At 69.0% G+C, this 12,129-nt stretch carries 10 protein-coding genes and 1 pseudogene; 4 read left to right on the forward strand and 7 right to left on the reverse strand.

Annotated elements, in window-relative coordinates:
- The 6 genes and pseudogenes from H5J31_RS29670 to H5J31_RS29695 all read right to left on the reverse strand — a co-directional run.
- Positions 1 to 257 (reverse strand): annotated as a pseudogene (locus H5J31_RS29670) (DUF6350 family protein); the annotation flags it as partial.
- A 144-nt stretch (positions 258 to 401) separates the two neighbouring features.
- Positions 402 to 1,229 carry a DUF5336 domain-containing protein gene (locus tag H5J31_RS29675; protein WP_181775963.1) on the reverse strand — a complete coding sequence of 276 codons (828 nt, stop codon included), beginning with the start codon at positions 1,227 to 1,229 and terminating at the stop codon, positions 402 to 404.
- Positions 1,230 to 1,537: 308 nt separating this feature from the next.
- A complete protein-coding gene (sucD, locus tag H5J31_RS29680; protein ID WP_181775964.1) occupies positions 1,538 to 2,425 on the reverse strand; it encodes a succinate--CoA ligase subunit alpha in 888 nt (295 codons plus the stop codon).
- A gap of 1 nt (position 2,426) precedes the next feature.
- The gene (gene sucC / locus H5J31_RS29685) at positions 2,427 to 3,596 is read right to left on the reverse strand and encodes an ADP-forming succinate--CoA ligase subunit beta (RefSeq protein ID WP_181775965.1); all 1,170 of its coding nucleotides are present in this window, start codon (positions 3,594 to 3,596) and stop codon (positions 2,427 to 2,429) included.
- Positions 3,597 to 3,713: 117 nt separating this feature from the next.
- Positions 3,714 to 4,076, reverse strand: coding sequence for a hypothetical protein (locus tag H5J31_RS29690; RefSeq protein ID WP_181775966.1), 363 nt, complete (start codon positions 4,074 to 4,076; stop codon positions 3,714 to 3,716).
- Positions 4,073 to 5,938 (reverse strand): hypothetical protein, encoded by a 1,866-nt coding sequence (locus H5J31_RS29695; RefSeq protein ID WP_181775967.1) that lies wholly within the window; start codon positions 5,936 to 5,938, stop codon positions 4,073 to 4,075. The genes H5J31_RS29690 and H5J31_RS29695 overlap by 4 nt, the downstream gene beginning before the upstream one ends.
- A gap of 599 nt (positions 5,939 to 6,537) precedes the next feature.
- Between H5J31_RS29695 and H5J31_RS29700 the strand changes: the two genes are divergently transcribed.
- Entirely contained in the window at positions 6,538 to 7,224 is a 687-nt protein-coding gene (locus tag H5J31_RS29700; RefSeq protein WP_181775968.1) for a M23 family metallopeptidase, read from the forward strand.
- Between the two features lie 800 nt (positions 7,225 to 8,024).
- Here H5J31_RS29700 and pcrA read toward each other — a convergent pair.
- Positions 8,025 to 10,439: a DNA helicase PcrA gene (gene pcrA / locus H5J31_RS29705; protein ID WP_181775969.1), complete on the reverse strand. Its 2,415-nt coding sequence runs from the start codon at positions 10,437 to 10,439 to the stop codon at positions 8,025 to 8,027.
- Between the two features lie 90 nt (positions 10,440 to 10,529).
- Between pcrA and H5J31_RS29710 the strand changes: the two genes are divergently transcribed.
- The 3 genes from H5J31_RS29710 to H5J31_RS29720 all read left to right on the forward strand — a co-directional run bounded on the left by H5J31_RS29710 (position 10,530) and on the right by H5J31_RS29720 (position 11,820).
- The gene (locus H5J31_RS29710; RefSeq protein WP_181775970.1) at positions 10,530 to 10,949 is read left to right on the forward strand and encodes a DUF1707 SHOCT-like domain-containing protein; all 420 of its coding nucleotides are present in this window, start codon (positions 10,530 to 10,532) and stop codon (positions 10,947 to 10,949) included.
- A 167-nt stretch (positions 10,950 to 11,116) separates the two neighbouring features.
- The gene (locus tag H5J31_RS29715; protein ID WP_181775971.1) at positions 11,117 to 11,404 is read left to right on the forward strand and encodes a chorismate mutase; all 288 of its coding nucleotides are present in this window, start codon (positions 11,117 to 11,119) and stop codon (positions 11,402 to 11,404) included.
- Positions 11,405 to 11,514: 110 nt separating this feature from the next.
- A complete protein-coding gene (locus tag H5J31_RS29720; protein WP_181775972.1) occupies positions 11,515 to 11,820 on the forward strand; it encodes a hypothetical protein in 306 nt (101 codons plus the stop codon).
- Positions 11,821 to 12,129: the final 309 nt, after the last annotated feature.

Genomic DNA, 12,129 nt, shown 5'->3' on the forward strand with positions numbered 1-12,129 from the left:
CACGCGGCGAGCCAGCCCGGCCCCGCGGCGAGCAGGGCGCCGGTGGCGGAGAACCGGGTCCGGTCGGCGGCGAACGCGACCACCGCGAGAACGGTCGCGACGGCGGTGTAGGAGAAGAGCAGGGGTGCGCACGCGGCGGCGAGCAACACCCGGACCCGCTTCGCCTTGGACACCTCCGGCTCGGGGACGAGGTCGCTCACCGGCTCGTCGCCCGGCGGGCGTTCGTCGCGGGTGAGCAGCTTCATGGTTCGCACCATGACATCCGGACTGGACCGTCCGGGTGAGGCACGCCGCCGCCGGATGCCGCACGTGGCCCAACCCACCCGGTCGGGTCACCTCACCAAGAAAAACACCCGCCGTGACACGGAGAGTCACAGCGGGTGCTTCTTTTGTCGAAAAGGTCAGCTTTGCCGGTCGAACCCGCCCGGTGGCGTGCCGGGGTTCTGGCCCGACTCCGAGGACGGCGGCTGCTGGAAGAACTGGCCCTGCTGCGGCGCGTACGTCGTGGCCTGCTGACCCGGCGGCTGCGTGACCGGCGGCTGGAACCCGCCCGGCTGCGCGAACGGACCGGACGGCTCACCCTGCTGCTGGCCCGGCTGTCCCTGCTGGCCCGCGCCGGGGAACGGCTGGACCTGCGTGGCGGCCGGCCCCTGCGGACCGCCCTGGCCGAACGGACCCTGCGGGCCCTGCTGCGGGAACTGCTGGCTGTACGGGGCCTGCGGTGCCTGCTGCTGCGGCTTCGCGGCCGGCAGCTTGATGACCTCGTGCTCGAGCAGCAGCGCGGCGACCGCGACCAGCATCTGCAGGATGCCGAGGATCAGGACCACGGTGAGGATGCCGGGAAGCGAGACCTCCGGGCGCCCCTCCCCGCCGTCGACGGTCGGGTAGCCGACGATCAGGTCGAGCGCGCCGAACGCGCCGAGGACGCTGAACAGCGCGGCGAACGGAAGCGTCTTCGGGCCGCGCGGCACCGCGTGTAGAGCGGCGAGCAGACCACTGACCAGGAGGAAGACCGAGACCTCCTTGGCGGCGTCGGCTTCATCGGAGAAACCGATGAAGAACTGCACCAGGCCGAGGACGGTGACGGCGAGCGCGAGCAGCAACGCCAGGTTCAGCGGGGCCGCCTGTGACGGCGCCTGCTGCTGCGGAAAGGCTCCCGAGCCGGGGTTGGGGTGTTGCTGGCCGCCACCCTGCTGGGGGTAGCCGGGCCCACCGCTGGGATAGGACATCCGAATGCTCTCCTGTCGTTGGACCGGCACCCCGGGGCACGCGGGACTCCCGGGACAAAACGAGGCGGCTGTGATGCTCGAACGCTAGCGCACACGCGGTCACCCCACGCCTCGGGCTCTGAGACGTCTGTACACCCGATCGGGTTCCGTGCGATACCCCTCACCGGCGCCCAGATCGCGATCAGCCCGCTCAAGGCGACGCATCGGGATCGCGTTCAGCGGGCTGAACGCGATCCGAAGCGGGAAAAGCAGGCGGGCCGGGCACCGTGAAGTGCCCGGCCCGCCGGGGAAAGCTCAGTCTCCGAAGATCAGAGGCTGTTGTACAGCTCGCGCGCCAGGACGGCGGTCTCGCTCGGGGTCTTCCCGACCTTGACGCCGGCGGCCTCGAGGGCCTCCTTCTTGGCGGCGGCCGTGCCGGAGGAGCCGGAGACGATGGCGCCGGCGTGGCCCATGGTCTTGCCCTCGGGCGCGGTGAAGCCCGCGACGTAACCGACGACCGGCTTCGTCACGTTCTCCTTGATGTACGCCGCGGCGCGCTCTTCGGCGTCGCCACCGATCTCACCGATCATCACGATGACCTTGGTCTCGGGGTCCTTCTCGAAGGCCTCGAGGGCGTCGATGTGCGTGGTCCCGATGATCGGGTCGCCACCGATGCCGACACCGGTCGAGAAACCGATGTCCCGCAGTTCGTACATCATCTGATAGGTCAGCGTGCCGGACTTCGACACGAGGCCGATCGGGCCGGCGCCGGTGATGTCGGCCGGGATGATGCCGGCGTTCGACTTGCCGGGGCTGATCACGCCGGGGCAGTTCGGCCCGATGATGCGGGTCTTGTTGCCCTTCGCGACCGCGTGCGCCCAGAAGTAGGCCGAGTCGTGCACCGGGATGCCCTCGGTGATGACCACGGCGAGCGGGATCTCGGCGTCGATCGCCTCGATGACCGCGTCCTTGGCGAACTTCGGCGGCACGAAGATGACCGACACGTCGGCGCCGGTCTCCTTGATGGCCTCCTCGACCGTGCCGAACACGGTGAGGTCCTTGCCCTCGATGGTGACCGTCTGGCCGGCCTTGCGGGCGTTGACGCCGCCCACGATGTTCGTGCCGGACTTCAGCATCTTGGTGGCGTGCTTCATGCCCTCGGAGCCGGTGAGCCCCTGGACGATGATCTTGCTGTTCTCGTTGATGAAGATCGACATCTCACGCACCTGCCGCGGCGAGCTCAGCGGCCTTGTCGGCCGCGTTGTCCATTGTGTCCACCACGGTCACGAGCGGGTGGTTCGCGTCGGCCAGGATCTGCCGGCCCTCGACGACGTTGTTGCCGTCGAGCCGCACGACGAGCGGCTTGGTGGCCTCGTCGCCCAGGATCTTCAGCGCCTCGACGATGCCGTTCGCGACCGCGTCGCAAGCGGTGATGCCGCCGAAGACGTTGACGAACACGCTCTTCACGTCGGTGTCGTTGAGGATGACGTCCAGACCGGCCGCCATGACCTCGGCCGAAGCGCCGCCGCCGATGTCGAGGAAGTTGGCGGGCTTGACGCCGCCGTGCTTCTCACCCGCGTACGCCACGACGTCCAAAGTGGACATCACGAGGCCCGCGCCGTTGCCGATGATGCCGACCTCGCCGTCGAGCTTGACGTAGTTGAGGTCCTTGGCCTTGGCCTTCGCCTCGAGCGGGTTCTCCGCGTCCTTGTCGACCAGGGCCTCGTGGCCCGGCTGACGGAACCCGGCGTTCTCGTCGAGGGTGACCTTGCCGTCGAGGGCGATGATCTTGTCCTGCGGGTCACGGACCAGCGGGTTGACCTCGACCAGCGTCGCGTCCTCGGAGACGAAGGTCTCCCAGAGCTTCACGACGACGTCGGCGGCTTCGTCGATGACCTTCTCGGGGAACTTGCCCGCGGTCAGGATCTCGACGGCCTTCGCCTTGTCGACACCGATGATCGCGTCGACCGGGATCTTCGCGAGCGCTTCGGGACGCTCGACGGCCAGCTGCTCGATCTCCACGCCACCTTCGGCCGAAGCCATCGCGAGGAAGGTGCGGTTCGCACGGTCCAGCAGGAAGGAGAAGTAGTACTCCTCGGCGATGTCCGAGGCTTCGGCCACGAGCACGCGACGCGTGATGTGGCCCTTGATGTCGAGACCGAGGATCGCCTCGGCCTTTTCCGCGGCCTCGTCCGGCGTCTGGGCCAGCTTGACGCCACCGGCCTTTCCGCGGCCGCCGGTCTTCACCTGGGCCTTGATGACGACCTGGTTGCCGATCTTCTCGGCGGTGGCCTTGGCTTCTTCGGGGGTGTTTGCCACGGCACCCGGCAGAACCGGTACTCCGTGGCCGGCGAAGAGATCCCTCGCCTGGTATTCGTAGAGGTCCACTACTCCAGTCTCCTGACGACACGCCACTGTGGTGGTCCGTTGCCGGACCGCGCTGTCGGACCAGTCGAGGTTAGCGACCTGCGCAGAAGCAGGGGACTCCGCACCTGGTGAAGTCGGTCACCGTACGCGGTCAGACGGTGTTTCCACGGTGTGAGACCGCACACCGGAGACCCAGTTCGCCGCCTTTTCCACGGTTTCGAAGGCGTTCTCGAACAGGCCGGCGTCGTCACCGACCGCGAAGAGGTGGACGTCCGGGAGCTCCTCGGCGAGCCCTTCCGGCGCGGCGCCGGATTCGAGGACGACACCGAGGATGTCCGGATCCTCCTGTTCGACCGTCCGGACCAGTTGCTCGGCGGTGTCGAGCCGCCCGGCGTAGACCACTTCGACGCCGTCGTCGCGCAGCAGCCTGCCGAGCACGATCGCCGAACCGTCGGCGGCTCCGAACTCCGCCAGCACCACGCGAAGAAGACGCCGCGTCATTCGGGCCGCCGCGAACCCGCGACGGCCATCCCGGCCGCCACGAGGGAGACGACGGCCGCGCCCAGCGCGAGCCAGAACCCGATCCCCGCCGACGAGCCTTCGTACTCCGAACCGACGAGCGGCAGCTCCGCCGCGCGCAGGCCGAGCACCAGCGCCGCACCGGCCAGTGCGGAAGCGGCGGCCACCGGACGCGAACGCACGACGAGCGCGTACAGGCCGAGCACGACCGCGAGTGCGCCGAGCAGACCCCACGAAGCCGCGCCGAAGTCCGACCAGAGACCGGGGGCGGTGTAGCCGGGCGCGGTGAACACCGGCGTACCGAACGCGGCGATCGCCAGCACCGCCGCGGCGACGAGCGGGGTGAGCACGTTCCCGTTCGCCCGCGCACCGTCCATCCCGGCGTCGGAATCGTCGGCGTCGCGTTCCACGACCCCGGTGACCACGGCGGCGAGCGCGGCCACGGCCGCCAGCGCGAGCGCGATGAAGGTCCACGTCACGCCCGGCCCCACCGAGTAACCGACCTTGTCCGGCAACGGCAACGGGAGGTCGACGCCGAACAACGCCGGGTCGACGGCCTTGTCCTCGGTCACGGACAGGGCCGCGCTCAGCACGGCCGCGCCCGCGAGCACGACACCGGCCCACGTCGCCGCGACGACTCCCCGGGCGAAGGCCGAGAGCCGGGGCACGAAGACGAACAGCGCGGGTACGGCGAGCACGACCGCGGCACCGAGCAGCGACCAGCGCGCCGGGGTCTCGGGCACGGGCGTCTCGCCGTTGGCCTTCAGTACCGGGGCCAGCGCGCCCGCCGCGGCGGCGGCAGCGGCGAGCAGTGCCAGCCCACCCGTGGCCAGCCGCCACCAGAACAGTCCGGGCAGTTCGGCCTCTCCGGCACGATCACCGGTGACCTCTTCCCCCGCATCCACGACGTCGAACCGGGTGAAGACCAGCCCGAGCAGCACCAGGCCCGCGACGGTCACCACCACCGAACCCGGCGCGACCGAAAGCCGGTCCACGACCAGCCCCGCCACCAGCGGCGGCACGCCGACCGCGAGCGCCGCCAGGGCCGCGCCGGTGAACCCGCCCTTGCCGACCCCGGCCGAAGGCGAACTCACCGCCACCAGCACGGTCAGCGGGAACAAGGCCGCCAGCAGCAGATACCCGGCCATCGCGACCGTCGGCCCTTCGAAGGCGTTCTTCGCCAGGAGATAGGCGTTGCCCGAACCGAGCGGCGCAAGCAGCAACCCGATCCCGCCCACCACGCCGAACACGGGCGCGAGCAGCCGCCAACGTCGGCCGTCGAGTTCGCCCGCCAGTTCCGCCTCGTCGCGGGCGGTCCCCGCGGCGAACACCCCGGCGGCGAGCGTGAGCAGATGGCCCGCCACCAGCAGCCACAGCCCGGGCCCGGCCGGGGGCAGCGCGAGCAGGCGATCGGGGAGGAACAGTTCCGGACGCGCGGCCAAGGAGCCGTCGGCGAGCAACTGCAGGTCCAGCAGCAGGCGCCCGGGGGCGAGCGCGGTCAGCCCGAGCACCAGCCCGGCCGCGAGCCCCGGCCGCCGGACGGCCATCGCGTAGAGGACGACGACCGCGGGCGCCAGCGCCAGTACGACCAGCAACGGCCAGGCCGTGAAGCCGGGCGAACCACCTCGGACGACGGGCAGCACCGCACCGGCGGCCAGCGCGACGGCACCGGCCGAGGCCAGCCCCGCCGACAGCAGGAGCGCTCGTGGACGGGAGCCCGGTTCGTTCGGGAGAAGCTCTGCGGACTTTGCGGGCACTGTCCCGGGAGCGGCCTGTCCGGCGGATTCCGCGAGTGCTGAAGAAGCTGCGGAGTCCTCGCCGGGGTGCCGTGAGCGCGAAGTCATCGACGGCGACGCTAGCAAGCCGGACCAGCGCGGGCCCGGCAGCAGGGGCCGCGACAGCCAAGTCCGAGCAAGGACCCGAGCCGTGGCCGGACCTCGTCGGGCGCCGAAAGTGGCTAAGCCCCCTTCAACGTCACCGGGCAACCGGTTATTTCGCTCGTTCGCCCCCTTCCGGGCGCTCCGGTACCCCCGAACGGCCGCATGATCTTGTAACGCAAATCACAAGGTTACGAGTAAACCTGATCTAACTTTGGGTGATATTCACTGGATAACGGCCAGATCGCCATCGCCCGATCGGCCGAGGAGGCGGTCATATCTTGCTGATCGGGGTACCGCTTCGTTACTGTTCCCGGGTCCCCATTACAGTCAGATCACGAATGAGAGCACCGAACGAACCACCCCCGAGGTCGTTCACCGGGTTCCCCCGCCCGGGCTCTTGATCCGACTCCCCGAACACGGAAGGCCCCGTCTTGGCTTCACACCGCTCCCCCGGCGGCCAAGCTCCTTCCCCGGCGCTCGAGAACGCACTGGATGGTGCGGTCGTCCGCGTCCGGGGTTCGCACCGCCTGTCGCCCCCGTCCTCGGCCCTTCGTGGCCGTGTCGTGGTCGCAGCCGTCGCTGCCGGCGCCTTCGCGGCCGCCGCTGCCGGGCAGACCCTGAAGTCCGTTTCGGAATCCTCCGACGCCGCCGTCACCCCGCTGGCCAGCGCCCAGGACGCGAGCGCCTCGTTCGCCCTCGGTGGCGGAGCCGCCGGTGGCGCGCCCGAGCTCCTGCCGACCAGCCAGTCGACGAACGCCTCCGCCGAGGCCCAGAAGCTCTCGGACAACAACAGCGTCACCCAGGCCCGCGTGAAGCGTGAGGCTGAAGCGGCCCGCAAGGCCGAAGAAGAGGCCAAGCGGCCCAAGACCTGCATGCCCACCAAGGGCACCTTCACCTCGGGCTTCGGCGCCCGGTGGGGTACGAGCCACCTCGGCATCGACCTCGCGGCCCCGATCGGCACCCCGATCGTCGCGGCCTCCGACGGCACGGTCATCGAAGCCGGCCCGGCCAGCGGTTTCGGCCTCTGGGTCAAGGTCCAGCTCGCCGACGGCACGGTGCACGTCTACGGCCACATGAACTCGTTCTCCGTCCGCGAAGGCCAGAAGGTCAAGTGCGGCGAAGAGATCGCCGAGGTCGGCAACCGTGGCCAGAGCACCGGCCCGCACCTGCACTTCGAGGTGTGGCAGAACGGTTCGAAGAAGATCGACCCGCGCCCGTGGCTCGCCGCCCGTGGCGTGAGCGTCGGCTGATCGAGCCCCTCTCCCCCCTGTTTCACCGGCAACATCGAGGAATCCGCCCGAGGCGGTGGCGCGCCGGGTATCCACACCTTCGCGCGCCTTCAGGACCTCTGCATTCAAGACCCCTACATTCAAAAACCCCGCGTTCAAAACCTCTGCGTTCGGAACCTCCGCGCCGCCCCTTCCGGGGACAGTGACGCGTCGCAGGTCCATCCGGCAGGAGTCCATACTTGGCGTTTCCACGCCGAGCAGGCCTCTAAACCGTGGGTGCGTGAACTCTGACCGCATCGGGTGATTCAGGCCTTCAGCGGCCTCACGAGCCTCAGGGGACGCCGTCGGGCAGTCGCCTGATGAAGTACGCCACCGCGACCTGCCAGACCGTGCAGAGGCCCGCTGGGCGCCGTGTGATCGGCAGCCGTGCGGCGAGAGATCTCCGGGAGAGAATTCCGCACCCGGCTGGCCGCGGCCCGAACAGCCATCGCCGCGCGTGCCCGCATACGACACACCGTCCGGCCCCGTCCGGTTCGTGCATCCGCAGTAACGCGCGCCAGGCCGCGACCAGCCTGAGCACTTCCGGCGGTTCCGGACCCCGATCCGGTCCCGCCCCTTCTTGAACACCCCGCAGGTAATCGAGTACCCCACTCGCGAGAACCCCAAACAAGATCCCGTCCACACCGGTGCGCCCCTCCCCCTGAGTGGAGTACTCCGGCTCATCCAGAGTACCCCAGCGCCTCGAACTCGTGTTCGATGGGACAGGTATACGGGAAGGGTCCGACAGGTTTCGCTCGCGCGGGCGGAACCGCAGGTCAGGGCTACAGTTTGACCATCGGCACGCTGCCGATGAGCATCAGCCGGACCTTGCCGGCGGCGCCGAAGTCGATCGTCGCGGTGGCCCTCGGGCCGGCACCGTCGCAGGCGACGACGGTCCCGAGCCCGTACTTGTCGTGGCTCACCCTGTCGCCGACGTCGAGCTTGAGCGCGACGGTGTCCTTCCAGCCCTTGCCGAACGGGCTCGTGCCGGACGAACTCGACGACGAAGAGGAAGCGGTACGGCCGCCCCAGGTCGTCGCCGCTCGCGGCGATCCGCCCGAACGACCGAAGCCACCGGAGGACGACGGAGGCGCGAGCCTGCGCCAATCGGTCAGTTCGGCGGGAAGCTCGTCGAGGAACCGTGACGCCGGGTTCATCTGCGGCTGGCCCCAAGCGGAGCGCACCATCGACCGGGAGACGTACAGCCGCTTCCTGGCCCGCGTGATCGCGACGTAGGCGAGACGCCGTTCTTCGGCCAGTTCGGTCGGGTCTCCGAGCGCACGCATATGCGGGAAGATGCCGTCCTCCCAGCCGGTGCAGAAGACAACGGGGTATTCGAGGCCCTTCGCGGTGTGCACGGTCATCAGCGTGACCACGCCCGCGTCGTGCCCTTCGCCGTCTTCGCCACCGTCGGCCGCCGGGATCGAATCCGCGTCCGCCACCAGCGAGACCCGCTCCAGGAACGCGGGCAGGGAGCCCGGTTCCGGAACTCCGGGCTCAGCCGTCTCGATTTCGGGCAATTCACCGTCGGGACCGGCGACCTCGGCGGTGAATTCGGTGAACTCCCGCGCGACGGTGACGAGTTCCGTCAGGTTCTCCACCCGCGACGCGTCCTGCGGGTCGTCCGATTCCTCGAGTTCGGCGCGGTAACCCGTGCGTTCGAGGACGGCTTCGAGGATGTCGGCGACCTCGGCGCCGCTCTCGACGACCTCGCCGAGCTCGTCCAGCAACTCGACGAAACCGGTGATCGCCTTGGCGGAGCGCGGGTTCAGCAACGGCACCTCGCCGTTGACGGCCCCGCGCAGCGCCTGTGCGAACGAGATCCGCTCGCGTTCGGCGTAGGTCGCGATGACCGCTTCGGCACGGTCGCCGATGCCGCGTTTGGGGACATTGAGGACGCGACGCAGGCTGACCGTGTCCTCCGGGTTCGCCAGCACCCTCAGGTACGCGAGCATGTCGCGGACCTCGCGGCGCTCGTAGAACCGCACGCCGCCGACGACCTTGTAGGGCAGGCCGAGACGGATGAAGATCTCTTCGAAGACCCGCGACTGGTTGTTGGTGCGGTAGAAGACGGCGACGTCGGAGTAGTCCGCTTCGCCCTTGTCCGCCAGCGCGTCGATCTCGCCCGCGACGAACGCGGCTTCGTCGTGCTCGTTGTCCGCGACGTAGCCGACGATCTTCTCGCCGTCGCCGGAGTCGGTCCACAGCCGCTTCGCGCGCCTGTTGGGGTTGCGCGCGATGACCGCGTTCGCCGCCGAGAGGATGGTCTGCGTGGAGCGGTAGTTCTGTTCCAGCAGCACGGTCCGCGCGCTCGGGAAGTCGCGCTCGAATTCCTCGATGTTGCGGATGGTCGCACCGCGGAACGCGTAGATCGACTGGTCCGCGTCACCGACGACGCACAGTTCGGCGGGCTCGATCCCGGCCTCGTTCGCCTCGGTGCCGACCAGTTCACGGACCAGCGTGTACTGCGCGTGGTTCGTGTCCTGGTACTCGTCGACCAGCACGTGCCGGAACCGGCGCCGGTAGTACTCGGCGACGGCCGGGAACGTCTGCAGGAGTTCGACCGTCCGCATGATCAGGTCGTCGAAGTCGAACGCGTTGGCCTGGTTCAGCCGCCGCTGGTACTCGACGTAGACCTCGGCGACGCGGCGCTCCAGGTCGTTGCCCGCGTTCGAGACCGCGGTGTCCGGGTCGACGAGTTCGTTCTTGAGGTTCGAGATGTGCACGGCCAGCGTGCGCGCCGCGTACTTCTTCGGGTCGATGTCGAGGTCGCGGGCGACGAGCGTGATGAGCCGCTTCGTGTCGTCCGAGTCGTAGATGGAGAAACTCGACGACATCTCCAGCGTTTTGGCCTCACGGCGCAGGATCCGCACGCACATGGAGTGGAACGTCGACACCCACATGGCGTTGGCGCGGCGGCCGACGAGGTCGCTGACCCGCTCCCGCATCTCCGCGGCCGCCTTGTTGGTGAACGTGATCGCGATGATCTGGCCGGGATGTACGTCCCGTTCGGCCAGCAGGTACGCGATCCGGCGGGTCAGCACCCGCGTCTTGCCGGAACCCGCGCCCGCGACGACCAGCAGCGGCGAGCCCGCGTGGGTCACGGCTTCGCGCTGCGCCGGGTTCAGGTCGTCGAGCAGGTCCGCGTGCCGGGACTTGGCGGGACCGTCTGCTGGGAGATCGAAGAGGGTGTTCATCGCCGGTCCACGCTACAGCGCCGGGCGTAGGGGAGGTTGACGCCTGTCGTCCGACGCGCGGGCGGTGTTCGCGGCGGAGGATCGGATGCCATGGACACCAACGGAATTCCCTCCCGGCTCAGGGCCGCCGACGCCGACCGGGAGCGGGTCGCCTCGCTCATCCAGGCCGCCGGCGGCGAAGGCCGTCTCACTCTCGAAGAAGTAGAAGAGCGCCTCGGCACTGTGTATTCCACCAAATACACGGACGAACTCGACACGCTCACCTCCGATCTGCCGAAACCCGTGCCGAAACGGCGTCCGGTCGTCTTCGCGCACCCGGCGGTCCGGATCCACGCCGCGGTCGCCGTCGTGCTTTCGGTGCTGCTGATCGTCCGCTGGACGGTTTCGGACGTGCCGTTCTTCTGGCCGGCGATGCCGATGTTCTGGCTGGCCATGAGCGTGCTCGTGCACGCGCGGATCCGCGGGGCGCGACGCGGCTTCCGGCGGGGTGACGGCGTCGCTGTGGCATAATGATCGGTGTGCAGCACCACGCGTTCCGATTTTTTTACGGGATCCGGACTCCGGCTCCCGTGATCGCGTAGTGCGCCGAACGCCATCACCCGAAGCCCCGGAGTCCACGGACCCGGGGCTTTCGCCGTTCCGGGGCCACTGGGAATCCTGACCGAAGAGAGGTCCCGATGAACACCACGCAGAAGCAGGACGCCGAAGAACCCGCCGCCACGGCCGAGGAGATCGGTGAACTCCGCCAGGAGATCGACTGGCTCGACGGGGAGATCCTGCGGCTGGTCAAACGCCGCGTCGAGGTTTCGAAGACGATCGGCGCCGCCCGGATGGCCGCCGGTGGCACGAAGATCGTCTACAACCGCGAGATGGACGTGCTGGCGCGCTACCGCGAACTCGGACCGGAAGGACGGCAGCTGGCGATGGCGCTGCTCAACCTGGGCCGGGGCCGCCTCGGACGCTGAGGCGAGAGCAAAGGTCCCTTGCTCTCTTCCGCGTCACGATTGCGTGCAGTGAGGCGAAACTCAGGGTGTTCCCCGAGCCACCGCGTCGCCGGACCAGGCAGACTGGACACATGATTAACCTCATCGCCGTCGTGATCGCGATCGCCGGTGTCCTGGCCGCGTTGGGCCATTTCGGTTACCTCGCCATGCTGAACAATGCGGCGGGTAAGCGCGCGGGCGGTACGCCCATCGCCCAGTACGTCAAGACGCGCTGGCCGATCGCGGCGGGTACCACCGCGGCGTCGTTGTTCGCCTGGCTGCTCACGAGTGGGGGAACGCCGCTCGACATCATCGCCATTTTGCTTGCAGCGGGTAGCGGAATCACGGCCACGAAAGCCTTGCAGTCGACCCAGCAGAAGTACCGCAGCGGCGGCTGATCGCCCCAACCTGCGCGTATAGCACTCCGTAACGTCACCGGGGCCCGTTCGGCCGCGCCCGACAGAGTGAAACATCTGCAACTTGCAGAGTGGGTGAAGACTTCCGGGGCGTCGAGCTTTTACTGTGGATCCCGTGAAGACCCTTGCGTCTGGGTCGGGCGATGCCCGTATGGCGCGCGGGGGCATCGGCCCCGCGCGCCCACAGTCGCATGCTCGTGCATTTGCTCACGAGATTGCCCGGGAGTCTGCTCGCGAGGGATCCCGTGAAACCGCTGCTCCGTTCGGCTTAACCGGTGTCACATCGCCGTC

This window comes from Amycolatopsis pittospori (assembly GCF_013870525.1).
Lineage (GTDB): Bacteria > Actinomycetota > Actinomycetes > Mycobacteriales > Pseudonocardiaceae > Amycolatopsis > Amycolatopsis pittospori.